This is a genomic window from Saccharothrix stipae (assembly GCF_054781895.1).
The window spans coordinates 529,626-553,657 of the sequence record NZ_BAAGTN010000005.1 but is presented as its reverse complement, the minus strand read 5'-3'; the positions used below and the strand labels follow the sequence as shown (position 1 = coordinate 553,657).

The following is a 24,032-nucleotide window of genomic DNA, read 5'->3' as shown; positions in this document are numbered from 1 at the left end:
GCCGGGCCGCCTCCCCCGACCGGGCACTACCTCCAGGGCACCTGCGGCGAGGCGTAGTAGTTCACGCCCATCACGTCCCACCGGTCGGCCTGCGCCGCCAGCCGGACCTTGAAGCGGTCCCAGTCGTGCGTCGACCACGGCGACCAGCCCAGCTCCGCGATCGCGGGCAGGCGCGGGAACGCCAGGAACTCCAGGTCGGTCGAGTCGGTGATGGTCTCGCTCCACAGCGGCGCCTCGACACCGCGCACCGCCTCGGCCGGCAGCCCCTCGATGTACGCGCCGGGGTTCCAGTCGTACGCGTCCTGCACGTCGGTGTACCCGGCCCAGCTCAACCCGAGCTTGGTGTCGGCGTCGTACTTCATGTCCAGGTACGCCTTGGTCGCGGGCGACAGCACGATCTCGCTGCCCCGCGCGGCCGCCTCGACCATGTCCGGCGCGACGGTCTTGGTGCCCCAGAACTGCGGCACCGCCGACGCGGGCGGACCGGCCTTGACGAACTCGTGCCACCCGGTCGCGGTCTTGCCGTGCTTGGCGACCAGCGGCAGCACCTTGTCCATGAACAGGTCGAAGTCCGGGTCGGTGGTGGCGTGCGCCTCGTCGCCGCCGATGTGCAGGTACTCGCCCGGCGTCAACGCGGCCAGCTCGCGCAGCACGTCGTCCACGAACCGGTAGGTGATGTCCTTGTCGATGCACAGGGAGCTGAAGCCGACCTCGATGCCGGTGTAGAGCGGCGGCGCGACGCCGTCGCAGTTCAGCTCCGGGTACGACGACAGCGCGGCGTTGGTGTGGCCCGGCATGTCGATCTCCGGGATCACCGTGATGTGCCGTGCGGCGGCGTAGGCCACCAGGTCCTTGTACTGCTCCTGCGTGTAGTACCCGCCGCGACCGCCGCCGACCTCCGTGCTGCCGCCGTGCGCGGTCAGGTTGGGCCAGCTCTTGATCTCCAGCCGCCAGCCCTGGTCGTCGGTCAGGTGCAGGTGCAGCCGGTTCACCTTGTACAGCGCGATCTGGTCGACGTACCGCTTGACCTCGTCGACGGAGAAGAAGTGCCGCGCCACGTCGAGCATCGCGCCCCGGTGGGCGTAGCGCGGGTAGTCCAGCACCCGGCCGCCCGGCGCCGTCCACGGCCCGGGCTGCCTGGTCTTGGCCTCCACCTTCGCGGGCAGGATCTGCCGGAACGTCTGCACGCCCGCGAACAGGCCCGCCGCCGTCCGCGCCCGGATCAGCACGCCGCGCCGCGTCACGTCGAGCTGGTAGCCCTCCGCGCCGACCCGGGCGTCCGCGCCGACGAGCAGCAGCGAGATGTGCCGCCCGGACGCGCCGGGCACGACCGGCAGCCGGTAGCCCGTGGACGGGCGCAGCACGCCCGCCAGGAACTCGCCGACCCGCTTCGCCTCGGCCGAGCCGGGGTGGGTGTGGATCCTGGTGTCCGCGCTGAGCGTGAACGTCACGCCAGGCCGCGGGGTGACTGCGACGGGAGCGGGCACGATGTGCTGCAACGGTGTCTCCGGAGCTGCGTGGGCGGGAACCGCCGCGCCCGCCGTGCCGACGAACAGCAGCGCGACGAGCACTCGACCGAACCCGCGCCGTCCGGCGCCTTCTGTGGGAAGCACTGACGTCCTCCTGGTCAGCGTGGATCACCGAGCGGCGGCCCAGCCACCGTTTCAGCCGCACCAGCAGGTGTCAAGGTCCAGACCAATTACGGCAGCTTCGGTTTCCCGAGACCACGCCAGACGGCGGGGAAGCGGTCCTCCACGCGCTGTGCCGCCGCCGTCTCCAGGCCGTGCAGCAGGCCGAACGTGAAGCCGTTCTCCCCGTCCAGCTGCGCCTTCGCGCCGAGCTCGCGCAGCACCGGACGCGCGACCACGCCGTCCTGGTGCTCGCCGAGCAGCTCCTGCACCGCCTTGACCTTCTTGCGGTACTTCGCGGCCCGCTTGCCGAACCGCGGTTCGGACACCTCCACCGCGTACCGCAGCCGCTTGGCCGCCTTGCGCGCCTCGTGCAGCTCGATGTCGTCCTGCGCGGTCGCGGCCCGTTCGGCCCGCTTGGCCAGTCGCCGGTAGGTCTTGGCGATCAGGTCGGGGAGCACCTTCGCGGCCTTCTCCCGGGCGGCCGGCGTGAACGGCGGCGCGGCGACCAGCGAGTCGATCGCGTCGAGCAGGGCGAAGTACCGGTCGCTGTCCAACGCCGTCACGGCCGCCTCGTGCGCGGCGGCCTCCAGCGGCGCGAAGTGCCGGGTCAACAGGGCCGGCACCGGGCCGAGCACCAGCTCCCGGGGCAGCTCGGCGACGTGGTCCTCGAACCGGGACCGCAGCACCTCCAGGTCACGGGCCTCGCCGAGCACGCCCGCGAGCCACTTCAGCTCGTCGGTCAGCTCACGCGTGCTGTCACGCTCCACGATCGTGCCGAACGCCTGCAACGCGCTGCGCATCCGCCGCGTCGCCACGCGCATCTGGTGCACCGCGTCGTCCTCGCCCCGGCGGACCCGCGGGTCGTGCAGCTTCAGCGCGTCGGCCTGCGCGCGCAGGTAGGCCAGCACCACGTCACCGGCGGACTTGCCGTCGGTGGTCGGAGGGGTGGTGGTGGCCACCCGGTCGGCCAGCAGGCGGGTCAGCTTCGCCGACGACGTGGACCGGCTGATGCCCGCGTCGGCCAGCCGTGCCTCGACCCGGTCCAGCAGCGCGACGTCACCGCGTTCGCCGAGCTCCACCTCGATCTCGCGCCAGGAGTCGACCGGCGAGCCCTCCGCCAGGGACTGCCCCGACACCAGGTCCTCGACCACCTCGGCGAGCAGGCGGCCCTTGTCGTCCACCAGCTGCAGGCGGTGGCGCGTGGTCTGGATGCGCGCGACCGGCGCCAGCTCGTGGCCGCGGGCGTGCACCTGGACCAGCGAGCCGAGCTGCTTGGGCGGGTGCTTGGCCGCGCGGCCCGGTGGCAACCGCACCTCTTCACGCGTGTCGACGCCCGCCGGCAGCTTCAGGTGCCACCCCGCGTCGTCACCGCCCGTGCGGCGGCGCAGCGTGAACCCGGCCCGGGCGAGCCTCAGGTCGGCGGTGTCGTAGTAGACCGCCTCCAGCCGCAGCTCCTCCGGGCCCGCCACCGCCGCGACGCCCGGCAGACCGGCCAGGTCCGGCAGCGCGGCGCCGCCGTTCGACTCGTACTTGCGTTCCGTCTCGTGCACCGACGTCGACATGTACAAGACATACACCGTTTGGGTGCAGTTCAGGCATGTCACGGTGTGTGATCGCCCGTTAACCATGCCGGGGGTTTGTGTCGGCCCGTACGCGTGGTTTATCGGTTTCGTCCCTGGACCGGGCCGTGCGGTGCGGTTGGCTGGTCGCGTGCCCACTGAGAAGGAGCGGCTCGACGACGTCGAGCCGACCGTTGCTGATCTCGTCGCCACGACGCAGGCGCTGACGGCCGAACTCGGTCGGGTGAGCGCCCGCCTGCTGGTGTTGGAACGCCGGCTGTCCGGCGCCGGGTCGGGTCCGGACGAGGACCTCGACTCGGTCGAGGGCATCGTCGAGACCGTCCGGGCGCTGCGCGCCGCGTGGGACGCGGAGCAGGAGCTGCTGGCCGACTCGGTCCGCGCGGAGTTGCAGGCCGACGTGGCCGAGTACGAGTCGCTCAAGCAGCAGCGGGACGCGGGGCTGGCCAAGCTCTCGACGGGCCGGATGCCGCGCTTCGAGCGGGACGCGTTGCAGCACGAGGTGCAGAACCTGGACTGGCGGGTCAACGCCCAGGAGGCGGGCGCGATGGCCGCCGCGCAGCGGCTGGGCGCCGACCAGCTGGCCGCCGAGGAGCCGTGGCGCGCGGAGGCCGTGGTGGCGGGGGACAAGGCGCGCCAGGAGGTCCTGGACATCGCCCGCCGCAGGCTCGACCGCGCCCTGGCTGCCGACACCCGCCTGCCGCTGTGGTTCCGCGTCGGCCTGGGCGAGATCACCAGCCCCGACCCGTCCCGCTGGGTCGAGGCGGCCGTGGCCCTGGTCGCCTACCGCCTGGAGTACGGCGTCACGGACCCGATCTCACCGCTGGGCGAGATCCCGTCGGCCTCCTCCGGCTTCGCCGCCTGGGTCCGCCGGGCCGAGGCCTTCACCGACATCGTCGACCAGCTGGAAAACCTGCGCCCCTAGTGTTCTGCGTCTGACGTTCGTTGATGGGTCGCCGGGTGGCTCGTAGGGGTCGGCCGGTGGCCGTGGTGGTGTTGACCGGCGAGGAACGCCAGACGCGGGCGAAGTCGTCGCAGGGGTCGACGCGGTCAAACCGTCCGACGACCCGCAGTGCGTGGACAAGGTCGCCGAACCGCGCGTTGCCCGCGACGAGTTCGGGGAACTCCTGGTCGGCGATGTGGACGGCGTTGTACTCACCGCCCGACTCCAGCACGCCGAGGATGAAGACGGCTTGTCGAATAGCGCGGCGCTCCGGCGATACGTAGAGGGGGGATGTGCAGAAGGGAATCACTGGATGTCTCGATTACGAAGATCCACCGGCGCGCTACTGCTTGCGATCGTCGTCTGCGCGGGGGCCTCGACCGGACCCGCGTTCGCCGACACCGGAGCGCCGCCCACCTCCACCACCGACCCGGCCGCCACCGACCCGACTGACCCCACCGTCACCGAGCCCGTGGCAACCGAGCCCGTGGCAACCGAACCGGCCGTCGCCGAACCGCCCGTCGCCGAACCGGTAGCGGGTACGGTCGACCTGGCGATCTCCGTCACCTTCGACAAGACCGAGTTCTTCGTCGACGAACTCGTCACCGCGCTTGCCCGCGTGACCAACACCGGATCCGTCGCCGCCACCGAGGTGCACCTCGACTCGACGACGAACCTCGACCACGCCGACTGGGACGGCTTCCCCTCCTACCAAGGCGTGCGGATCGAACCCGGGCAGACGGTGGAAGGCACCCTCCGCTCGCGGACCAGGACGATGGACACCCCGGTCATCCTCGGCGTGACGGCCCGGTCCGACCAGCCGGACGCGAATCCGGCCGACAACACGGCCACGGTCACCGTGCCGATCAAGGTCCAGCGCGGCGACTACACCGGAGTCGTCTACGGCGACCGCAACGGCAACGCGGTGATGGACCCGGGCGAGGCCTTGGTCGACCTCCACCTCAGCGCGACCGGAGGCGTGCCGCACACCTCGTACTCCGCGGCGACCGACTCGGCCGGCCGCTTCACCTTCCACGACCTGCCGCGCGGCGAGTACCGGACGACGTTCCACGACCTCGGCTGGTCGTTCCATGCGCCACCGGTCCAGGTGGACGGCGTGGACGACCCGGACGTGGTGGTACGCGGCGCGCACCTGGTGGACCGGGTGCTCACCGCCGCAGCGCGGTTCGACCAGCCGGGCTACCGGGTGGGTGACACCGCCCGCATGTCACTGGTCCTGACCAACAGCGGATCGGCACCGATCCCCGGGCTCACTGCAGCGTGCGACTCGTCCGGCGGGCCGATGCCCGACTTCGGTGACCTGGTGGGCGTCGGCGTCACCGTGCCCGCGAACTCCACGTGGGCCACCAGCGCGCCGGTCACGATCGACGCGGCGGCCGTGGTGAGGGGCGCGCTGGTCGTCAACTGCACCTTCGGCGCTCCGCCTCACTCCAACGGGTACGTCTTCGCTCGCGCGATCGCGAGGGTGCCCGGCGCCCGGGCGGACAGGGTCGTCGGCCAAGTGGGATTCTCCGCCCGCCCGCCGACCTTCAGCCCCCGGCCCGGCGCGCCGGTGCCGAACGTGAAGGTGTACCTGAAGGACCAGGTCACCGGCGCGGTCGTCGCACGCGCGATCACCGATGCCCAGGGCCACTTCGAGTTCCGCGACGTGCCGGCGGGCGTGCACGACTTCGGCCTCGTCGGACCGTACCTGTCGCTCGGCGGCCGGCAGTTCCAGGATATGCACGTCGTGGCCGTTGCGCTCCAAGAGGTCGGCTTCGTCTACGTCACCACGGGACCGGACCAGCCCGACCCCGATCCCGCGCCACGGCCCGGGGATCCGCCCTCGCCCGCACCGCCGGGCGCCGGGCCGGGTCAACAGCCCCCGCTCGCGGCGACGGGGGTGGACGTGGCGTGGCTCGCGCTGGGCGGCCTGCTCACGCTGCTCGCGGGCTTCGGCCTGATCACGAGCACCCGGAGGAGGCGCGCCTGACCAGGTGACCGCGCGAGGCGGGCCGCGCAGCCCACCTCGCGTGGTGGTGCCCACATCGGTGATCAGGAACGATGATCATCTTTGCCGGACACCAGCTCTCCCCTTCAGCACGTCTTGAGCATCGCACCCAGCGCGTCGCGTTCCGGCTCGTCCACGGTCAGCGAGTACAGCGTCTTCACCGAGATCACGGCCCGCGCGTACGTGCACCAGTACGTCTGCACCGGCGGCTTCCACTTGGCCGCGTCCTGGTCGCCCTTGGACCGGTTGCTGTTCGCCGTCACCGCGATCAGCTGCAACCCGCCGAGGTCGTTGGCGAACTTCTCCCGCTGCTCGTCGGTCCACTTGTCCGCACCCGACCGCCACGCCTCCGCCAGCGCCACGGTGTGGTCGATGTCGAGGTCACGCGCCTCGGTCACGACCACGCCGTCGTACGCGCTCGTCCACGTGCCCGCAGTCACCTTGCAGCCGTCACCGGTCTGCACGTCCGCGCCCTGCCGCTGCAACACCACCTCACGCGTGTCGCACCCGTCGCCCTGGCTGCTCCAGTGCGGGAACCGGTCGCGGCTGTAGCCCGCCATCTTCCCCTCGGGCGCCACGGTCAACGCGGCCAGCTGCGCCGCCGGGTCGTCACCGGGCGAGGCCGGGCCGGTCGGCACCACGGCGGTGGACGGAGTGTCCGGCGTGAGCACGTCCGCCGCGCACCCGGCGATGATCATCAAGATCACCGCGACACCGCTGACAACCGTGGCCGACCGCTTGCCGCTCATGCCCCCATGATCAGCGATGATCGCCCCGATCGGAACACCGGGGCCGAAATCCTCCGGAATAATCCTCCGACGTGCGCCGCATTCGACAGTCGTTCGACGTGTTCGTGCCGGCCGCGATCGGTGTGCTCGTCGCGTTCGCGGTCCTGGCGACCTCCACCTTCCCGCCCGCCGTCGCGGTGCCCGCCGCCCTGGCGGCGTTGGTGTCGGGCGTCGCGCTGTGGTGGCGACGCCGCGATCCCGTGCGCGTCATGGGAATCGCGCTGGCCGGCTGCCTGGTGGTGCAGCTCGTCGCGCCGATGACGGTGTTCCCCCTCGCCGCGCTCGTCGCCCTCGGCTCCCTGGCCGCCGCACGACCGCCGTGGTTCTCCTTGCCCGCCTTGGGTTTGCTGCTCGGCCTGATCTCGTTGAACTTCCGCACCACGACCGCCGACGACACGCAGTTCGTGATGGCGGTCGCGGTGGTGGTGTGGGCGTTGGGCGAGGCGGTGCGCAACCGGCGGGTCGCGGTGGCCCAAGCGGCGCAACGCGCGGTGGGCGAGGAGCAGGCCCGCATCGCCCGGGAACTCCACGACGTCATCGCGCACGGCGTCTCGGTGATCGTGGTGCAGGCCGCGGCGGCGGACGACGTGTTCGACCGACGGCCCGACCGGGCCAAGGAGGCGTTGCGCTCGATCGAGGCGACCGGCCGGGCGACGCTGGAGGAGTTGCGCAAACTCCTCGGCGCCGTGCGACCGGAGCAACGCCCGGGACTGGACCGGCTGGCGGAGCTGGTGGAACCCCTGCGGGCCGCGGGTTTGCGCGTCGACGTGCGCCACGAGCCCGTGGCGCTGCCCGCGGGCGTGGACCTGTCGGCGTACCGGATCGTGCAGGAGGCGTTGACGAACACGCTCCGGCACGCGCGCGCCGGCCGCGCGGAAGTGTTGGTGCGCAACGATTCCGGTGTGCTGGACCTGGAGGTCCGCGACGACGGTCGCGGTGGCGTGGCGGGATTCGGCCGGGGCATCACGGGGATGCGCGAACGGGCCGCGCTGCTCGGCGGCACGGTCGACGCGGGCCCGCTGCCCGAGGGCGGTTTCCGCGTGCACGCCCGCCTGCCGCTGGCGGTGACCACGTGATCCGCGTGCTCATCGCCGACGACCAGGCGTTGGTGCGCGGCGGTTTCCGGATGATCCTGGAGTCGCGCGACGACCTGGACGTGGTCGGCGAGGCGGCGGACGGCGCGCAGGCCGTGGCGTTGACCGCGGCGCTCGACCCGGACGTCGTGCTGATGGACGTGCGGATGCCGGGCGTGGACGGCCTGGAGGCGACCCGCCGCATCGTCACGTCGGGCAGCCCGGCCCGCGTCCTGGTGCTGACCACCTACGACGTGGACGACTCGGTGTACGCGGCGCTGCGCGCGGGCGCGAGCGGGTTCCTGCTCAAGGACGTGCGGCCGGTCGAGCTGGTGGAGGCGGTGCGGGTCGTCGCGCGGGGTGACGCGCTGCTCGCGCCGTCGGTGACCCGCCGCCTGCTTGACCGGTTCGTGGACGCGCTGCCCGCGCCGTCACCCCGCGCGTTGGACGCCTTGACCGGCCGCGAGGTGGAGGTGCTGCGGCTGGTGTCGTCGGCGCTGTCCAACGCCGAGATCGCCCGGCACCTCGTGCTCACCGAGGCGACGGTCAAGACGCACGTGTCCGCGGTGCTGCGCAAACTGGGCCTGCGCGACCGCGTCCAGGCCGTGGTGCTGGCGTACGAGGTGGGGCTGGTCCGGCCGCGCTCCACCTGAAGGAGGAGACCGGACACCGTTCTCACGCCTGATGTGACGACGAGCGCGCGCTCCTAGCGTTCCGGGGCATGTCCCGTGATCTGCGCGCCGCGCTGATGCTGTTCCTGTTGGCGCCGTTGGTGGGCGAATTCGTGCTCGGCAACGTCCCGCTGTCCGAGATCGGCGCGCTGGTGGTGCTGGCGCCCATGTACGGCGGGGGAGCGCTGCTGATCCGCGAGCTCGCCCGGCGCACCGGTCGGGGCTGGCCGACGATGCTGGTGCTCGGGCTGGCCTACGGCGTGCTGGAGGCCGGGTTGCTGGACCAGTCGCTGTTCAACCCGTCGTTCGAGGAGTGGCAGTTCCAGGCCGTGACGCCGGTGCCGGCCCTGGGGATCAGCGCGTTGAACGGCTACTCGTTCGTCGTCGGGCACGCGGTGTGGAGCATCGGCGTGCCGATCGCGCTGGTCGAGTCGTTCGCGTTCCGACGGCGCACCACGCCGTGGCTCGGCCGCACCGGGTTGACCGTGCTCGCGCTGGTGTTCGCGGCCGGTTCGGCGGCGGTGTTCTGGATCCTGCTCGAGCAGGAGGGGTTCATGGCCACGCCCGGTCAACGCATCGGCGCCGCCCTCGTGGTGCTGGTGCTGGTCGTGATCGCGTTCCTGATCCGGCCGCGCGCCGCCGTGGCACGGCGGGTGCCGCGGCCGGGCTACCTGGGCTTCGGCGCCTTCGTGGTGTCGTCGGTGTTCGTCGCGGTGCCGGAGGACTGGACCGGGTTCGGCTTGAAGGTCGCGTTGACGGTCGTGGCCGCCGCGGTCCTGTCGTGGTGGGGCCGGGGTGAGGCGTGGGGCGCCGCCCACCGGTACGCGGTGGCGGCCGGCGCCCTGGTCACCTACACGTGGTTGGGGTGGATCCTGGTGGAGAAGTCCGCCGGGCCGCTCATCGCCCACGCCGTGCTCGTCGTGCTGACGTGGGCATACCTGTTCGTGGTACGCCAGGCTTCGCTCAGGGACGGCTCGTGAGGTAGCCGCCCATGTGCGTGAAGTACTCCGTCGCACCCCACTCGCGGCCGTCCTCCGTGCGCACCCGCTTGACCAGCAAGGCGTGGTTGCGGCCGCGGCGCGCCAGGGCGCCCGCGACGATCGCGACACCGTCGCCCTCGCGGTAGAAGATCCGGCCGGGCGTGCCGCCGTAGCACTCCCGGGACACCTCGGCCTCGACGATCTCCAGCCGCTTGCCCCGGTGGAAGGCGAACGCGCTCGGGTACGGCGGGCACTGGGCGCGGACCAGCCGGTCCAGCTCGTCGGCCTCCCACGTCCAGTCGATGCGCAGGTCCTCCTCCGCGCGCTTGTGGAAGAAGCTGGCCTTCGAGCGGTCCTGCTTGGTGAAGTCCGTGCGGCCCTTGGCGATCTCGGCCAGGCCGTCCACGGTGATCGGCCCGAACAGGGCGAGGGTCTTGTGGAACAGGTCGGCCGTGGTGTCGCGCGGGCCGACCGGGACGGCGCGCTGGAGCACGATGTCGCCGGCGTCCAGCGTGTCGTCCATCATGTGCGCGGTGACGCCGACCTCCTTCTCGTCGTTGATCAGGGCCCAGATCAGCGGCGAGAAGCCCGCGTAGGCGGGGAGCAGCGAGTCGTGCACGTTCAGCGTGCCGTGCTTGGGGAGGTTGAACACGTGCGGCGGGATCCACGTGCGCCAGTTGGTGGCGACGATGACGTCCGGCTCGACCTCCTTGAGGCGCTGGAACAACTCGTCGTCGTCCGGGCGGTTGCGGATGATCGTCTCGACGCCGTGCTCGGCGGCCAGGTCCGCGACCGAGTCGCTCCAGATGCGCTCGTAGGCGTGGTCGCTCTTGGGGTGCGTGACGACCAGCACCACCTCGTGCTCGGAGTCCAGCAGCGCCTGGAGCGTGCGGTGACCCCAGGTCTGGTAGCCGAACATGACGACCCGCATGGGGGCTCCTCCTGGATAGGCTGGCCTAAGTTATCCAACCCTAACCTAAGTATCGTGGGCTAGCCTTTGCGGGTGATCCTCGATCTCAAGGTGGTGGGCGGCCGGGTCGTGACCATGGACCCGGACCGGCCGGTGGCGTCGGTGATCGGTGTCTGGGCCGGTCGGGTCGTGGGTCTGGACGACGATGTGGCCGACCTGCCCGCGCGCCGCGTGGTCGACCTGGACGGTGCGGTGGTGCTGCCGGGGTTCGTCGACGCGCACAACCACCTGGCGTGGGCCGGACGTGCGGCGCGGACGACGGACATCTCGTCGTGCCGCACGGTCGACCAGGTCCTGGACGTGCTGCGCGGCGCCCGTCGTTCGTCCGGGTGGGTCGAGGTGGCCGGTTACGACCACCGCGCGCTCGACCGGCCGTTGACCTCGCGCGACCTGGACCTGATCGGGTCGCGGATCTACGTGCAGGACCTGTCGGGGCACGCGTGCGTCGTGAGCGGCGACGTGCTCGCGGTGCTGCCCGCCGCGGTGTTGCGCGACGCCCAGCGTGACGCGACCGGCACGCCGACCGGGTTCCTCGCCGAGGGCGCGCAGACGGCGGTACGGGCGCTGCGGCTGCCGTACTCGTTGGACGACATCGCGGCGGACGTCGAGGCCGGCGCCCGGCAGTGCCTGCGGGAGGGCGTGGTGCTGGCGGCCGAGGCCGGGGTCGGCGGCGGTCTGCTCGGCAGCAGCCCGGTGGAGGTCGAGGCCTACCAGCGCGCCTCGCTGCCGATCCGGGTGCAGCTGATGGTGTCCGCGGACCGCCTCGAACCCGTGACCGCCCACGCCGCCGACGGCATCCGCCGTGCCGTGCCGCTGGGGCTGCGCACCGGCCTGGGCGACGACCGGTTGTCCATCGGGCCGCTCAAGCTGTGGACCGACGGCGGGATGATGGCCCGCACGGCCGCGTTGACCTGGCCGTACGAGGGGATGGAGACCGCCGGCCAGCTGCAGGACGACCCGGAGCTGATGCGCGCGGCGATCGTGGACGGGCACGCCGCCGGGTGGCAGCTCGCCGTGCACGCGATCGGCGACCGCGCGGTCGACTTCGCGCTGGACGCGTTGGCCGACGCCCAGGACGCCGTGCCGCGGCCGGGCGCCCGGCACCGGATCGAGCACTGCGGGTTGGTGCGGCCCGAGCAGCTGGACCGGATCGCCGAGCTGAACGTAATCCCGGTGATCCAGCCGACCTTCCTGTGGGCCTACGGCGACGACTACGCGGAGATCATGGGGCCCGAGCGCGCGCCGTGGATGTACCGCGGCAAGGCCTTCCTCGATCGGGGGATCGTGGTGGCGGGCAGCTCGGACCGCCCGGTGGCCGACGGCAGACCGTTGCGCGCCATCCAGTTCATGGTCGAGCGGCGGTCGCGGGCCGGGCGGTCCGTCGGTCCGGACGAGGCGGTCACGGTGCGGGAGGCGATCGCCGCCTACACCACCGGCGCGGCCTACGCGTGCCGGCGCGAGGACGTGCTGGGCACCATCGCGCCGGGCAAGCTGGCCGATTTCGCCGTCCTCGACACCGATCCGCTGACCTGCGACGTGTCCCGGATCGGCGACATCGGGGTGGCGGCCACCGTGGTGGGAGGCGACTTCGCCCACGACCCGGCCGGGTTCACCGCCGACTGAACCCGCCCGGCCGACCCGGGCTCAGGCGCTCATCCGCCAGTGCACGACGTACCCGGCGGCCTCGGCCGCGATCAACGCGTCCAGCTTGGCCAGGTTCGTCCGCCGCGACAGCCGGAACGCCCGCCCCCGCCGTGCGTCCAGGACCAGCGGAATCGCACCCGGCAGGGTCTGTGGAACGGTCTGTTGCAGGATGCGCAGCCCGATGTTCGCCGCCTCCTGCGTCATCGGCGTCTCCTTCACGTACACCAGCACCGCCGCCCGCGACCCGTCCGGCAGCCGCAACCCCAGCTGCGGCCGGACCCGCAGCGCCAGGTCACCGGCCTGCCACCGGGCCGCCGCCGTCGGCACGCCGGTTGCCCTGGTCGCCCGCAACCACGGCAGGAACCCCTCGCGCAGCTCCTCGAACGCGCGCGGCTGCCCGGCCCGCGGCTGCCGGTGCGCCGCCTCCACCGCCTTGTCCAGCTCCGCGGCCGGGTCGGGCGAGTTCGCCGCCCGCCGCATCGCGTCCCGCATCGGGTTGTAGAACCCCGCCACCCAGTGCTCCGACGACAGGTAGATGCGCCGCTGCTCGGACACGATGCTGATCCGGCCACGCTGGCCGCTCATGACGTACTCGGTGAAGGACAGGGCGGTGACGCTGATCGGCTCCACGACAAGCTCCCCTCGCGCGCGATCGAACTCGTGTTCGATTCTACCGGCGGGGTCCGACAATTCGCGGGCTGCGAACGGCGTATTCGCAGGTCGTAACGCGATCGGCCCAGTCTCGCGGTCGGCGCCGCACCGGTCGTGCGGGCCGCGCGCGGGCAGCGCCTAAGCTGCGAGCCCCCGCGGAAGGAGCCAGCGTGGACGAAAGACCGGACATCGACCTGACCCGGCCGAGCGTCGCCCGGGTGTACGACTACTACCTCGGTGGCGCGCACAACTTCGCCGTCGACCGGGAGATGGCCGAGCAGGCGATCTCGATGTGGCCGGACCTGCCGTTGATCATGCAGGCCAACCGCGCGTTCCTGCGCCGGGCCGTGCAGTTCTGCGTGCGGCAGGGCGTGACCCAGTTCCTCGACCTCGGCTCCGGCATCCCCACCGTCGGCAACGTGCACGAGGTGGCCCGCGAGGCCGACCCCCGGTCGCGCGTGGTCTACGTCGACAACGACCCGATCGCGGTGACGTACAGCCGCACGATCCTCGGCGACGACCAGCAGACCGCCGTCGTCCAGGAGGACCTCCGGCGCCCGGCGGACGTGCTCCGCTCCCCCGAGGTCACCGGCCTGCTCGACTTCGACCGGCCGATCGCGGTGATGATGGTCGCGGTGCTGCACTTCGTCCGGGACGACCCCGCGGAGATCATCGCCGCCTACCGCGACGCCGTGCCGTCCGGCAGCTACCTGGTCGTCTCCCACGCCACCCGCGAGGGTCAGGAAGACCTGGCCGACGAGCACACCGACCTGTACCGGCGGCGCACCACGACCCCCATGACGATGCGGTCCAAGGCCGAGGTCGAGGCGTTGTTCGAGGGCTACGAGCTGGTGGAGCCGGGTGTGGCGCACCTGTCGCTGTGGCGGCCCGCGTCGTCGGAGGACGTGGACGCGCACCCGGAGCGGTTCTCGGGCCTCGCCGCCGTCGGCCGCAAACCCTGATCCGCGCGGTTCGCACCTTCGAGTGATCGAGCCCCGTCGGCCAACGGCGATGTTGTAGTTTCGTGACCTGGCAGGTGCGGCTGCCACCGAGGCTCCTCCTGACCCGGATGGAGTGGGTGCCTCCAGAGCGCGCGTTGCGACGACGTGCCCCGCATGTCCGCCGTTTTCCCGGGGTTCGGCGTGTGGCGAACCCGGTGGCGTCGACCGGGTGGCGTCCACGGAGGTTCCTCGTGTCGACAGGGTCCCAGCACCTGGTGAAGCGCTACTGGTGCACCGGTGAGACACCGAACATGGTGCGCAGGCACTGCGGTGGGTCGGATCCCGACTCGCTCGTGCCCGGTGCCCGCACGCCGGGGCAACGCCGGTTCGAGGCGGCGGTCCTCCAGGCGGCGAACCGCACGATGGCGGGCATGCGCAGGCGTGGTCACGTGCTGCGGCCGACGTCGCTGGTGAGCCGGGTGCGGCCGGACGAGGAGGTGCTGGGCCTGCGGATCCACGACACGGCGCTGGACCACCTGCTGGCCGAGGTGCTGCCGGTGGTCGTGGGTGATCGGGTCCGCGGCGTGCCGGGTCTGCGCGTGCGGCCCCGGCGTGACCACCTCGACCTGCGTTCGGCGGACGGGGAGGTGCGCCTGCTCGGCGTGACGCGGGAGCGCTGGCGGCGGGCCGTCGCCACCGGTCTGCCGGTCGACCTGGCGCTGAGCGACGACCTCGACCCGCGCGAGTCCGCGCCGCGGCCGGTGCTGCCGGCCGCCCTGATGAGCGGCGTGCTGCGGCGGTTGCCGTTGTGGCGCGGCGCCGCGTGGCTGGACGGGATCGTCGTCGGCGACGTGCTGGAGCTGTACTGGCGCGGTGGTCCGCCCAGCGGGTCGGTCGCCGCGATCCTGGCCGGTTCCCGGTGCGGCATCCCCGCGTCGGCGGCCGTCCCGCACCGGTTCGGCAACGCCGTGCGGGGCCTGGCGCTGTCCGCCGCGGCGCCGGGTGCCGCGGCCAGGCCGGTGGAACCGGAGCGGGCGTGGGTCGAGTGGGTCGCCGCGACCGCGCCCGGACCGGCCGTGGCCGAGCACGCGGTCCGGTCCGCGCCGGTGCGGCCCGACCTGCCGGACGTGTGGGAGCAGCCCGAGATGCGTGCCGCGTTGGCGTTGCGCGACATCACCGCCGTCTACCGGCTCTTGACGCACCACGGCGTGCCGCGTGACCGGATCGCCTCGTTGACCGGCCAACCGGACCACGACGTCGACCGGGTGCTGTCCGGCGCCAAGGTCGAGTCCTACGACACCCTCACCGACATCGCGACCGGCCTCGGCGTTCCGCTGGGCTACATGGGGTTGGCGCACGACGAGCCGGTCGAGCCCGACGTGCCGTGCGACTGCGCGGGCTTGGACGAACGCGCGAAGCGCGACCGGTTCCTGGCCCACGCCGCCCTGGTGACCGTGGGCTCGACCGGTGCCACCTGGGGCTGTCCGGCCGAGAGCTGCCGCTCGGCCCGTCCGGTGTAGTCCCTTGCCACCCTTGGCGGCGGCTGCGATCATCGTCGGCATGATCGAACGAAAGGGCGTGCACGCCCTGACGCGATGAGCGTCCGCCGGCGGCGACTCCGCCGCCCTCCCGCCACCGCTCCGGATCCGGACGTCCGGTGGCAAGCCGTCGAACTCCGTGCCGAGTGGTCGTCGCACGCGCTGCGCGCCGAACCCGCCGACCGCCCCGCCGCCGAGCACGCGATCACCGCCCTCTACGCCCTGCTCGACGAGCCGCCGCCGACGTTCGTCTGGGTGGACTCCCCGGCCGCCGCCGTGCGCGTGCTGCCGCCGTCGGCGCGCAGGCCCGCGTTCGAGGCCCCTTGGCCACTGGAAAGCCGGTTGGCGACCATGGTCATGGAGCTGCGGCAACGACTGGACCGCCGCTGCCGATCGGAGGTCCTGCACACCGCCGTGCGTGAGGTGCTCCGCCGTGTGGTGCGGGAGGGCGTCGCGGGCGCCGTGCGGTCGCAGCTGGCCGCACCGCTGGGCGTCATGTGGTACGGCCAGCACGACGCGGATTGGGTGGCCCACCACGACGTCCACCACCGCCTCGGCCTCGCGCGCTACCACGCCCGTGATGCCGAACAACTCGCCCTGTGGGCGACGATCGCCCGTTCCTGCGGTTGGTGGTGGCCGCGCCAGGACGTGTGCGTGATCACCGAACGGCCCACCGCCGTCGTCACCGAACCGGTGCCCGGCTCCGAACGCGGAGAACTGCGCCTGCACAACGAAACCGGCCCCGCCGTCACGTTCCCGGACGGTTGGGCGGTGCACTCGTGGCACGGCACCCGCGTGCCGCGGTGGGTGATCGACGGACCGACCGCGGAGCTGATCGTGGCGGAGCGCAACGTCGAGGTGCGTCGGTGCGCCGTCGAACGCATCGGCTGGGAGGCGTTCATCGACCAGGCGGGCCTGACCCTGCTCGCGCGGGCGCCCGACCCCGGCAACCCCGGCGGCGAACTGCGGCTGTACGACCTGCCGTTCCGCCACCCCGACCCGCGGGCCCGCCTGCTGCTCGCGGTCAACGGCTCGGTCGAGCGCGACGGCACACGTCGCCGTTACGGCCTGCGCGTGCCGCCGTGGTTCGACGACCCGGTCGACGCCGCCGGTTGGTCGTACGGGCTCACCGGTGTCCAGTACGCCCGACTCCAGCGCCGCACCTGACACTTCCGAAGCTTCACCGACGCACACAGGTGATCACATGAACTTGGCGGAACTGCTGACCCGAACCGACCTGGACGTCCTGGACCACCTGGAACGCCAGACCACCATCCCCGTGGTCGACGGCCTGCAAGCCCAAGGCGACCTGCTGGTCATCCCGCTGGACATGCTCAACACCGTCCACCCCCACCACTGGGCCGACTGGCGCCCGGTGCCCGCGGGCGGCGTGGAACTCGTCCGCGGCGTCGCGGGCAACAACCCCCACACCCTCGTGGCGGACCTGGGCACCTGCCACTGGACCCCGGACGTCCGCGACCCCTTCAACCTGGGCATCGCACTCGTCACCAACACCGCGACGGCCTACCTGGTGCACCCGGAACACGGCGCCAACGCCCTGGCCCCGGGCCGCTGGCTGGTCCGCCGGCAACAGGAACGCGGCACCGGCACCCGGCGCAACCTCCTGGTCGCCGACTGACCCCGGGCCACACGACACACATGTCCGACGTCCTCGCCCACCGCGCGGAGCAAGACGCCCAGACCTCTTGGCCGAACCGCCCGGGCTCCACCTGAGGGCTCCACAAGCGTGCGAATCGTCGTCACCGCTTGCCACCCCTGACCTGTCGCGCAGGTCAGGGGCATGTCCATCCAGCGCCCCCGGCAGGATTCGAACCTGCGACCTCGGGATTAGGGCGAGATGGTTGTCATCGTGCGTCGTGATCGATGGATACCGGTCCTCACCTGGGCGGATGCCCCACGCCGGTCCAGCGTTGCTGACCGTCCCCAACGGTCATCTGCCGTCGTTTCGCAGGGGTAAGGCATGGAGACGATCTTGGCCCTGCTCATAACCTGACGGATTGTTGGTCGCCTCTCCTGTCGTTTATCGACACCTGCCAGCACCCGCCGCGAACAGTGCGCTTCGCGTCCGCGAATGACCATGGTGGATCGTGCTTCGTGGTCGCCTGCCGTCGTTTTGCGAGGCAAAAGCGTGGCGTGGATCGTTTACGTTTCGACGAACATCCTAGCTATAGGATCGCGCCGACAACAGCGCCGACTAGAGACAACGCCAACAAGAACAGGCCGATTCTCAACAAAAATAGGGAATTCGAACGTCGGCGCCCTATCGGCCTAACGCGACCTTGAGGATCGGTATAGAAACCACCCGACTTCTTTCGCCTCTTTCCTGTTGGAAGGTTTTTCGACCCAGGCACCCATTCGCTGCGTTTAGGGATGTATAAACGAGGTTTTTCTAGGTCGCCATCCTTCTTTTTTCGAGGACTCCGCTCGCCTCGGATTCGACTTTTCCACTGAAGAGCGAGAGCTATGAGCGTGCACGGCAGCCCAATCGCCCCGAAGAATGCCGAGGCTATAGAGGCAAGTTTGTCTGCGACCTCAAGCGACACCTGACCAGCTTGTCACACGCTTGACCAGTTAACCAGAGACCCTGGCAACCGATCATGCCGTACCTCAGACCGAGCATCACTTGGCTGGGGCATCCGCACGTAAGGGCTTTGCGCCATCCCGTCGACCTGGCGTAGCCCTATCACGCCCGTCGAGGGCCTGCGGCATGCCACGTAGCTGAGTCGGATGGTGCCAAGCTCGCAGGCCCTCGACGGGCGTGATAGCCCTCGTGGAGGTCGACGGGATGGCGCAAAACCCGACCCACGCTGGAACGCAACGTTCTACAGCTCCCGACCATCCAGGAGACCTGCCCGTCCGGCGAGGACATGCTTCGCTCTTGCTGCGTCTGCCGGGGCCGGTCGCGTCTTCGGCCGCTGGCGGGCCAGGGTGGCGGAGCCGGGCCCCTGGCCCTTGCCGAGCGGCCTAAGCGGAGCGGCGCGAGCGGCCCCGGCAGGGGCCGCCTTGAAGAAGAAAAGAAACTCTGAACACGAGCACCGCGATGCGGTCCACGGGCAGATCGAGCGACCGGACTAGGGTGCCGCTAGGGCTGGCGGCTCGCCATGTTCGAGGTAAGCGGTCTGGCCGGACCTGTGGGCCTCGAAGGCGTGACGGATGCGCCGGGCAAGCCGCGGAATCGTGCGATCCGCAACGGCCTCGATCGGCACCCATGCCCAGTCATCAAGCTCGGCCGGATCAAGACGGATGCGTTGAGAGTCCTCACCCAACGGGCCACAGTCGAAGATCCACAGGACTTTGTCACCCTCGGAGTCGCGCGGTGCCCAGTCGATCACCAACGGCCTGACCACCTGACAGTCAAGACCGAGCTCCTCGGCGATCTCACGCTTGCACGCTGCGGCAGGCGACTCACCGCTGTCGACGTACCCGCCAGGGAGATCCCAACGCTCGCCGTAGGTCTTGCGCACCAAGAGGATGCGATCGCCGTCGACAAAAAGAGCGCCAGCGGCCATGCGAGGCGTAGCGAACTTGTCTGCTGGGTTGCCCACGTAGCAGACCCTACGCGATCAGCCCAACTTCATCCGGTTGACGAGCCCCGTAAGCAACGAGTTCGGTGCTGTGCGCTGAGTCCGCATCCACATGAGGACGAGCTGGCGGCTGACGAAGTGGTGCCGTACCTGCTCGGGCGCGATCTGCTCCGCGTTCAGGACCACGGCAAGGGCGTCGTCCACCCGGTTCCGCTGGTTGTACGCGCGTGCGAGATCGAGCGCGTGACGAACTTGTCGCTCCGCTGGGAGTCCGGACGTGTCGAGGGCTGGCCCAAGGTCCAGCGCGACCTGGACGTCGCCGAACTCCATAGCGGTGTTGACGCGGTGGATGGCGACATTCGTGGGGCCGAACGCGGTCCAGAGGTGGTTTGCATCGGCGCCCTGGCGGTCGGCGGCTTGCTGAGCCTCGCCGAGGAAGGCGCTCGTTGTTGCGCGGTCTCCGTTGCGGGAGGCTGCCATCGCACCGGCCAAGAACAGCGAGCCGTAGACCGAGAGGAGCGGGCCACCCGCAGATTGAAGCTCTGGGCGGAGTACATCGGAAGCGCGCTCCACCAGGCTCACTGCTGGCGCAAACTGGCCAGTCGCCAGCAGGCCATGTGCGACGGACCGAAGCAACGATCCGAGAACAAGCAGGTCGTCTGCTGCCTCGGCTTCACGGAGCCCTCGTTCTGCGGCTACCCACGCAAGGTCTGCCTCGCCAAGCTTGGTGAGCACAGACGCGGCGGCTTGATAGCAAAGGGCGAGTTGCCCACGCACTCGCTGAAGGTCAGCCCCATCATGGGTACGGCTCGCTGCAATGGCGTTCCGGAGTAGTTGGGGAAGACGAGCCGTGACGTACCCGAATCGGGACGCTTGGTACGCAGTGAAGATCTCGCCGACTTGGCGCTGTAGGTCGTCTGCGCTGAGGACAACTTCGCGAGGCTGCCTAGGGGCGAGCAGCGGCGAGAGTTGGCTGTAGTCCATCAACGCGGCTCGCAGCGCTGGCATGGTTTGAGTGCCGGACTCGCTCGTCCAGTCCAGCAACGTTGGCTCACCGAGAAGATCGCTGAGCGGAACATCCAGGGCCTTGGCAAGGGCCTTGATGACGGACAGGCGGTCTAGTTCCAGACGGTTGTTCTCCGCCTTCTGCAGCCAGTCGGCGGTGCGGCCGACCAGTCCGGCCAGTACCTCTTGCGACATGCCGCGCCTACGTCGGTACCACGCCACACGTTCGCCGATGGTTAGGGACTCCGTCATGCCTCGCATGGGGCAAGCCTCCCGGACCCTCCCGCGGCTACCCCGGAAGGTTTTTCCGGGTTCCTCCGGCTCCACAGGATGACAGTTGATGACATGGACGCCACACCGAACGAACTGGCTGCGGTCCTCCTGAGGCTGCAGCGCTTGGAGGAGGAGGTCGACGGCATCGACCGCAGGCTCTCGACCGTCGAGCGCATCGCGGGCATTACGGACGCTCCGAGGCTTCCTCCAGGGAACGAAGGCGGTCGGATACCTCGTCCACCTTTGCCTGGAGCTGGTCAAGCTGACGCATGATCGCGGCCAGGTCTACTGACGGCTCATCTTCGCGCGGCACGGTCTTGACGAAGACACCGACGGTGGGCCGGGACACGAGCACGCCTTCGTCCTGCAAGACCTTCAGGGCCTTCTGGAGGGTGCCGAGTGCGACGCCGTGTTGATCAGCGAGAGCGCGGTGGCCGGGCAACTGGCGGCCGACCGGAAGCTCACCGGCCCTTATCTCCGCCTTGATCTTTTCGACCACCCGTTGGTACGCGGCCAAGCCCACGGTCTCGCTCATCCTTCAAGTGTAGGAGGCTGAGCCACCCTGACATAGATCACCCGATCGGACCATCAGACGATGACACAGCTTGAGCTATATTAGAATGAGTCATCGACGTTGGAGGTAGTCATGCGAGACATTCCGGTGGTGCTGAGCGGTTGGCGGCTGATGGTGACGGAGGAGCCCGCGCTCAAGACGCGCGAGGTGGACGGCACGTCGGAGATCGTGACGGACCGGGACGGTGTGTCGCAGTACGTCGTGTCGGTGTTCGCGAAGTCCAAGGGGCAGAAGGGTGAGGAGATCCGCGTGACCTTGTCGACGGAACCTGGCGAGGGCTTCGAGGAGGGTGCGCTGGTGGAGCTGGTGGGCGCGACGGTGTCGCCGTACAGCTTCAAGAACGGCAAGGGTGAGACCGTGTCCGGTCTGGCTTGGCGCGCAGTGGGCTTGAAGCCGCTCGGCTGATTCGCATCACCCGCTTGTTTCACCCGTTTCGAGAATCGGGCTCCTGTGGCCACGTGAACCGCTCCGCTTTGTCGGGGTAGGCCGTATTGCCGTCAAGCGGGGGTATCCGTTTGTTCCTTGAGAATTCCACAGTGGATAGATCCATGCCAAAATCCGGCACTTCCTGGCGATTATTCGCCGGGATGTTCGGCGGTGCCAGGGCTTGCAATGGGCTCCTAGCACTCGCCGTGCGTCCCGTACGGGTTAGCCGGTGGGATATCGGCCTGACCCGATGGTGAGTCGATGACCAGGCGCACGATGGTGCCGTATTCACGGGCCAAGGTAAACAGAGCGTTGATCCTGTCGATCGGCGGATCGCCGAGGTTGAACCACAGGGTCCATTGCCTGTGCGGCTCGTCGTAGGCTGCCCCGGTCGCTTTCACCGCTTCTTTCTGCTCGCGCCAGCGCGGTCCTTCGATGTCGGCGTTGACGATGACGAACTTCGCATTGGGCAGAGGTGGCTCCATGTCCAAGATCTTCCCGGTCGCAGGAGGTGTACGGCATCCGCCGTACGGGTGCGCGTTTGCGGACGATGACGACCATCGACAAGCAAGGAGAGATCTGCAGTGGGAGATGAGGTCACGACTACTCCGTACTACTACGCGGGTAGCGACTGCTCGATCGTTTCGTTCTTCCCGTTAGACGAGGGGGTGCGGTTGACGATCAACATGCACATCACCGCCGAGTCGCTGTCGGTGGTGTTGACGTGGGAAGAGTTCGAGGAGTTGGCGAAGGAGGCCACGCAGATTTCCTCGGAAAACCCTTCCGCCACGTAGAACCGATTCGATGATTTTTCGCATGCCTTACGGAAATGAGGTGGTGTGGTGGATGTCGTGAACAAGGCGGCGCAGGAGAACTACGCGTCGTTCCGGGCCGCGATCGTGTTGTTGCAGGAGACGGTGGACGAGCACGTGCGGGGGTTCATCGAGAAGGCCGAGGAAGCGGAGATCCCGGCGGACGCGTGGGCGGTGCCGTCGGCGGACGAGCTGAAGTCGTTGTGCGACAAGGCGGTTCGGGAGATCGAGGAGTTCACCAAGGACGCGAAGAAGTACGAGGCCGACCTGGTCGCGCGGAACTGGAGGGTCTGACGATGGCTGCTCGTTACGGCGCGAACCAGGCGGTCGACGCGGTCGATCAGGCCATGAACCAGCTCCGGGAGGCGGTGGAGGGGATGCCGTTCGCGCGGTTCCGGTTCGCCGGTCGGCACAAGGCGGTCACGCGGGCCGTCGCCGATCTGGCGGTCGCGATGGCGGATGTGAAGCCGTACCTGAAGGACGACTAGTTCGCCGATTCGGCGGCACTTTTCTTGCCAGGGGCCCGATCACGCCGTCACGGCTGGTCGGGTTCCTGGCTTCCACGATCAATCATCGGAAATGGGGTGACTGTCATGCCGAAACCGACGCGTAGTGCGGGGTTGGAGTTCCGCGCGATGACGTGGGGTGTCCGGCATCCCGGCATGGTGACGGTTCCGGCCGGTCTGGCCACGGCGGTGACCAGGAGTGCTGTGGAGTGGGGGTTGCCGACCACGGGCGGGATCGTCGGTGGCGCGTTGGTCGGGGTGGCGGGTTGGTGTCGGGGTCATCCGGCGTCGTTCGACCGTGTGGCCGCGCCGTGGTCGCGGGCGTTGCGTCGTCGCTGGCTGACCTACGTGGGTCGCCGGTGGGCGGATGTCCTGTTGGACTGCGACCTGGTCACGGTCAACCGGCGTACTGACGCGATGGTGGTGCCGCGCATCCTGCGGGTGCGGTCGGTGTCGCCGTCGATTGACACGATCCACGTGCGGCTCAACCGCGGGCAGACCCCGTCGATGTTCGAGGAGCGCGCCGACGCCCTGGCGCACGCTCTGGTGGCGCAGCGGGTGGCGGTGGTGAAGATCAAGCCTCAGGTCATCGGTCTGGTGATCGAGCGGGAGAACCCGTTCGGCTCGGACCCGATTCCGGCTATCGACCTGCCGCACTCCGCCGACGAGGTCGATCTCGGCGCGATCGAGCTGGGCGACACCGAGTATGGCACGGCCTGGACGCAGTCGTTCCTTGGCCAGCACATGTTCGTCGCGGGGGCGACTGGGTCGGGTAAGGGCTCGCTGTTGTGGTCGCCGTTGCGCGGGATGGCTCCGTTGCTGCGGGACGGCGTGGTGTTGCCGGACGTGATCGACCTGAAGGAGGGGATGGAGACCGAGATCGGTGCTCCGTTGTTCCACCGTCGGGCGATCGAGTGGGACGACGCGGTGGGAGTGGTCGAGTCGTTCCGTGACGAGTTGAAGGCACGGCAGGCGGTGCTGCGGGAGCAGGGCATGCGGAAGTTCACCCCGTCGGTGGAGACGCCGTTGCGGCTGTTGCAGATCGACGAGCTGGGGATGATGACCAGCTATGGCCCGGCCTCGGAGGTGCGGGGTGTGCTCAAGCTGCTGTCGGAGATCATGACGCAGGGTCGGGCGGCGGGGTTCGGCGTGTGCGGCTACGTGCAGGAACCGACCAAGGACACCGTTCCGGTCCGGGAGCTGTTCACCGCGCGGGTGTGCTTGTCGGTGACGTCGCAGAGCCAGGTGGACATGGTGCTGGGCGACGGCATGCGGCTGCGCGGTGCGTTGGCCGACGAGATCCCGCTGGACTCGGCGCACGCTGGTATCGGGTTCGTGGTGGAGCAGGGCTCCCGCAACCCGCTGCGTGTGCGGGCCTCCTACCAGTCCGACCAGGACATCCGTGACTTGGTCGCGTTCGTCACCTCGGGCCGTCCGCGCCTGCACGCGGTCGCCTGACCCTTTCGCACGTTC

At 70.0% G+C, this 24,032-nt stretch carries 24 protein-coding genes; 15 read left to right on the top strand and 9 right to left on the bottom strand.

Annotation, left to right across the window (positions count from 1 at the left end; genetic code table 11):
* Positions 1-26: 26 nt before the first annotated feature.
* Both ACYVLT_RS11510 and ACYVLT_RS11505 read right to left on the bottom strand, forming a co-directional pair.
* Positions 27-1,613: a beta-N-acetylhexosaminidase gene (locus ACYVLT_RS11510; protein WP_461120102.1), complete on the bottom strand. Its 1,587-nt coding sequence runs from the start codon at positions 1,611-1,613 to the stop codon at positions 27-29.
* An 86-nt stretch (positions 1,614-1,699) separates the two neighbouring features.
* A complete protein-coding gene (locus ACYVLT_RS11505) occupies positions 1,700-3,193 on the bottom strand; it encodes a CYTH and CHAD domain-containing protein (RefSeq protein WP_461120101.1) in 1,494 nt (497 codons plus the stop codon).
* A 148-nt stretch (positions 3,194-3,341) separates the two neighbouring features.
* On the opposite strand from ACYVLT_RS11505, the gene ACYVLT_RS11500 reads away from it, so the two are divergent.
* Both ACYVLT_RS11500 and ACYVLT_RS11495 read left to right on the top strand, forming a co-directional pair.
* Positions 3,342-4,133 (top strand): hypothetical protein, encoded by a 792-nt coding sequence (locus tag ACYVLT_RS11500; RefSeq protein ID WP_461120100.1) that lies wholly within the window; start codon positions 3,342-3,344, stop codon positions 4,131-4,133.
* 490 nt (positions 4,134-4,623) lie between these two features.
* Positions 4,624-6,144: a hypothetical protein gene (locus ACYVLT_RS11495; protein WP_461120099.1), complete on the top strand. Its 1,521-nt coding sequence runs from the start codon at positions 4,624-4,626 to the stop codon at positions 6,142-6,144.
* A gap of 104 nt (positions 6,145-6,248) precedes the next feature.
* Here the strand turns inward: ACYVLT_RS11495 and ACYVLT_RS11490 are convergent, their stop codons facing one another.
* Positions 6,249-6,911: an HNH endonuclease family protein gene (locus ACYVLT_RS11490; RefSeq protein WP_461120098.1), complete on the bottom strand. Its 663-nt coding sequence runs from the start codon at positions 6,909-6,911 to the stop codon at positions 6,249-6,251.
* A 71-nt stretch (positions 6,912-6,982) separates the two neighbouring features.
* Here ACYVLT_RS11490 and ACYVLT_RS11485 point away from each other — a divergent pair, with 71 nt between their 5' ends.
* The 3 genes from ACYVLT_RS11485 (at position 6,983) to ACYVLT_RS11475 (ending at position 9,674) form a co-directional block, all read left to right on the top strand.
* Positions 6,983-8,026 carry a sensor histidine kinase gene (locus ACYVLT_RS11485; protein WP_461120097.1) on the top strand — a complete coding sequence of 348 codons (1,044 nt, stop codon included), beginning with the start codon at positions 6,983-6,985 and terminating at the stop codon, positions 8,024-8,026.
* Positions 8,023-8,676 carry a response regulator gene (locus tag ACYVLT_RS11480; RefSeq protein WP_461120096.1) on the top strand — a complete coding sequence of 218 codons (654 nt, stop codon included), beginning with the start codon at positions 8,023-8,025 and terminating at the stop codon, positions 8,674-8,676. The genes ACYVLT_RS11485 and ACYVLT_RS11480 overlap by 4 nt, the downstream gene beginning before the upstream one ends.
* Positions 8,677-8,744: 68 nt before the next feature.
* On the top strand, positions 8,745-9,674 hold the full coding sequence (locus tag ACYVLT_RS11475; protein ID WP_461120095.1) for a hypothetical protein: 930 nt from the start codon (positions 8,745-8,747) through the stop codon (positions 9,672-9,674).
* Here the strand turns inward: ACYVLT_RS11475 and ACYVLT_RS11470 are convergent.
* Positions 9,658-10,605, bottom strand: coding sequence for a methionyl-tRNA formyltransferase (locus ACYVLT_RS11470; RefSeq protein ID WP_461120094.1), 948 nt, complete (start codon positions 10,603-10,605; stop codon positions 9,658-9,660). The two genes, ACYVLT_RS11475 and ACYVLT_RS11470, sit on opposite strands and share 17 nt — an antisense overlap.
* Positions 10,606-10,677: 72 nt before the next feature.
* On the opposite strand from ACYVLT_RS11470, the gene ACYVLT_RS11465 reads away from it, so the two are divergent.
* Complete coding sequence (locus tag ACYVLT_RS11465) at positions 10,678-12,267, top strand: amidohydrolase (protein ID WP_461120093.1); 1,590 nt, start codon at positions 10,678-10,680, stop codon at positions 12,265-12,267.
* A 21-nt stretch (positions 12,268-12,288) separates the two neighbouring features.
* Here ACYVLT_RS11465 and ACYVLT_RS11460 read toward each other — a convergent pair whose 3' ends face one another.
* On the bottom strand, positions 12,289-12,918 hold the full coding sequence (locus tag ACYVLT_RS11460; RefSeq protein ID WP_461120092.1) for a hypothetical protein: 630 nt from the start codon (positions 12,916-12,918) through the stop codon (positions 12,289-12,291).
* Positions 12,919-13,109: 191 nt separating this feature from the next.
* On the opposite strand from ACYVLT_RS11460, the gene ACYVLT_RS11455 reads away from it, so the two are divergent.
* The 4 genes from ACYVLT_RS11455 to ACYVLT_RS11440 all read left to right on the top strand — a co-directional run bounded on the left by ACYVLT_RS11455 (position 13,110) and on the right by ACYVLT_RS11440 (position 17,057).
* Entirely contained in the window at positions 13,110-13,901 is a 792-nt protein-coding gene (locus ACYVLT_RS11455) for an SAM-dependent methyltransferase (RefSeq protein ID WP_461120091.1), read from the top strand.
* Positions 13,902-14,131: 230 nt separating this feature from the next.
* Complete coding sequence (locus ACYVLT_RS11450; protein WP_461120090.1) at positions 14,132-15,400, top strand: hypothetical protein; 1,269 nt, start codon at positions 14,132-14,134, stop codon at positions 15,398-15,400.
* Positions 15,401-15,475: 75 nt separating this feature from the next.
* Positions 15,476-16,585: a DUF6745 domain-containing protein gene (locus tag ACYVLT_RS11445; RefSeq protein WP_461120089.1), complete on the top strand. Its 1,110-nt coding sequence runs from the start codon at positions 15,476-15,478 to the stop codon at positions 16,583-16,585.
* Positions 16,586-16,622: 37 nt separating this feature from the next.
* Positions 16,623-17,057: a hypothetical protein gene (locus tag ACYVLT_RS11440; protein WP_461120088.1), complete on the top strand. Its 435-nt coding sequence runs from the start codon at positions 16,623-16,625 to the stop codon at positions 17,055-17,057.
* 1,453 nt (positions 17,058-18,510) lie between these two features.
* Here ACYVLT_RS11440 and ACYVLT_RS11435 read toward each other — a convergent pair.
* The 3 genes from ACYVLT_RS11435 to ACYVLT_RS11425 form a co-directional block, all read right to left on the bottom strand.
* Entirely contained in the window at positions 18,511-18,984 is a 474-nt protein-coding gene (locus ACYVLT_RS11435) for an NUDIX domain-containing protein (RefSeq protein WP_461120087.1), read from the bottom strand.
* 18 nt (positions 18,985-19,002) lie between these two features.
* Positions 19,003-20,220 carry a helix-turn-helix domain-containing protein gene (locus ACYVLT_RS11430; protein ID WP_461120086.1) on the bottom strand — a complete coding sequence of 406 codons (1,218 nt, stop codon included), beginning with the start codon at positions 20,218-20,220 and terminating at the stop codon, positions 19,003-19,005.
* A gap of 205 nt (positions 20,221-20,425) precedes the next feature.
* On the bottom strand, positions 20,426-20,776 hold the full coding sequence (locus ACYVLT_RS11425; RefSeq protein WP_461120085.1) for a GntR family transcriptional regulator: 351 nt from the start codon (positions 20,774-20,776) through the stop codon (positions 20,426-20,428).
* Positions 20,777-20,887: 111 nt separating this feature from the next.
* On the opposite strand from ACYVLT_RS11425, the gene ACYVLT_RS11420 reads away from it, so the two are divergent.
* Positions 20,888-21,220, top strand: coding sequence for a hypothetical protein (locus tag ACYVLT_RS11420; protein ID WP_461120084.1), 333 nt, complete (start codon positions 20,888-20,890; stop codon positions 21,218-21,220).
* Positions 21,221-21,435: 215 nt separating this feature from the next.
* On the opposite strand, the gene ACYVLT_RS11415 is transcribed toward ACYVLT_RS11420, so the two are convergent.
* Positions 21,436-21,726 carry a hypothetical protein gene (locus ACYVLT_RS11415; protein ID WP_461120083.1) on the bottom strand — a complete coding sequence of 97 codons (291 nt, stop codon included), beginning with the start codon at positions 21,724-21,726 and terminating at the stop codon, positions 21,436-21,438.
* Between the two features lie 99 nt (positions 21,727-21,825).
* Here ACYVLT_RS11415 and ACYVLT_RS11410 point away from each other — a divergent pair, with 99 nt between their 5' ends.
* The 4 genes from ACYVLT_RS11410 to ACYVLT_RS11395 all read left to right on the top strand — a co-directional run bounded on the left by ACYVLT_RS11410 (position 21,826) and on the right by ACYVLT_RS11395 (position 24,017).
* Positions 21,826-22,035 (top strand): hypothetical protein, encoded by a 210-nt coding sequence (locus ACYVLT_RS11410; RefSeq protein WP_461120082.1) that lies wholly within the window; start codon positions 21,826-21,828, stop codon positions 22,033-22,035.
* 48 nt (positions 22,036-22,083) lie between these two features.
* Entirely contained in the window at positions 22,084-22,347 is a 264-nt protein-coding gene (locus ACYVLT_RS11405) for a hypothetical protein (protein WP_461120081.1), read from the top strand.
* Between the two features lie 2 nt (positions 22,348-22,349).
* The gene (locus ACYVLT_RS11400) at positions 22,350-22,541 is read left to right on the top strand and encodes a hypothetical protein (protein WP_461120080.1); all 192 of its coding nucleotides are present in this window, start codon (positions 22,350-22,352) and stop codon (positions 22,539-22,541) included.
* 105 nt (positions 22,542-22,646) lie between these two features.
* Positions 22,647-24,017, top strand: a complete 1,371-nt coding sequence (locus ACYVLT_RS11395) for an FtsK/SpoIIIE domain-containing protein (RefSeq protein WP_461120079.1) — start codon at positions 22,647-22,649, stop codon at positions 24,015-24,017.
* Positions 24,018-24,032: the final 15 nt, after the last annotated feature.

Excerpts from the sequence above, each read along its gene's own strand:
- ACYVLT_RS11505 (WP_461120101.1), bottom strand. The coding sequence starts at position 3,193 with ATGTCGACGTCGGTGCACGAGACGGAACGCAAGTACGAGTCGAACGGC.
- ACYVLT_RS11490 (WP_461120098.1), bottom strand. The coding sequence starts at position 6,911 with ATGAGCGGCAAGCGGTCGGCCACGGTTGTCAGCGGTGTCGCGGTGATC.
- ACYVLT_RS11475 (WP_461120095.1), top strand. The coding sequence starts at position 8,745 with ATGTCCCGTGATCTGCGCGCCGCGCTGATGCTGTTCCTGTTGGCGCCG.
- ACYVLT_RS11470 (WP_461120094.1), bottom strand. The coding sequence starts at position 10,605 with ATGCGGGTCGTCATGTTCGGCTACCAGACCTGGGGTCACCGCACGCTC.
- ACYVLT_RS11445 (WP_461120089.1), top strand. The coding sequence starts at position 15,476 with ATGAGCGTCCGCCGGCGGCGACTCCGCCGCCCTCCCGCCACCGCTCCG.
- ACYVLT_RS11440 (WP_461120088.1), top strand. The coding sequence starts at position 16,623 with ATGAACTTGGCGGAACTGCTGACCCGAACCGACCTGGACGTCCTGGAC.
- ACYVLT_RS11430 (WP_461120086.1), bottom strand. The coding sequence starts at position 20,220 with ATGACGGAGTCCCTAACCATCGGCGAACGTGTGGCGTGGTACCGACGT.
- ACYVLT_RS11425 (WP_461120085.1), bottom strand. The coding sequence starts at position 20,776 with ATGAGCGAGACCGTGGGCTTGGCCGCGTACCAACGGGTGGTCGAAAAG.
- ACYVLT_RS11420 (WP_461120084.1), top strand. The coding sequence starts at position 20,888 with ATGCGAGACATTCCGGTGGTGCTGAGCGGTTGGCGGCTGATGGTGACG.
- ACYVLT_RS11415 (WP_461120083.1), bottom strand. The coding sequence starts at position 21,726 with ATGGAGCCACCTCTGCCCAATGCGAAGTTCGTCATCGTCAACGCCGAC.
- ACYVLT_RS11400 (WP_461120080.1), top strand. The coding sequence starts at position 22,350 with ATGGCTGCTCGTTACGGCGCGAACCAGGCGGTCGACGCGGTCGATCAG.
- ACYVLT_RS11395 (WP_461120079.1), top strand. The coding sequence starts at position 22,647 with ATGCCGAAACCGACGCGTAGTGCGGGGTTGGAGTTCCGCGCGATGACG.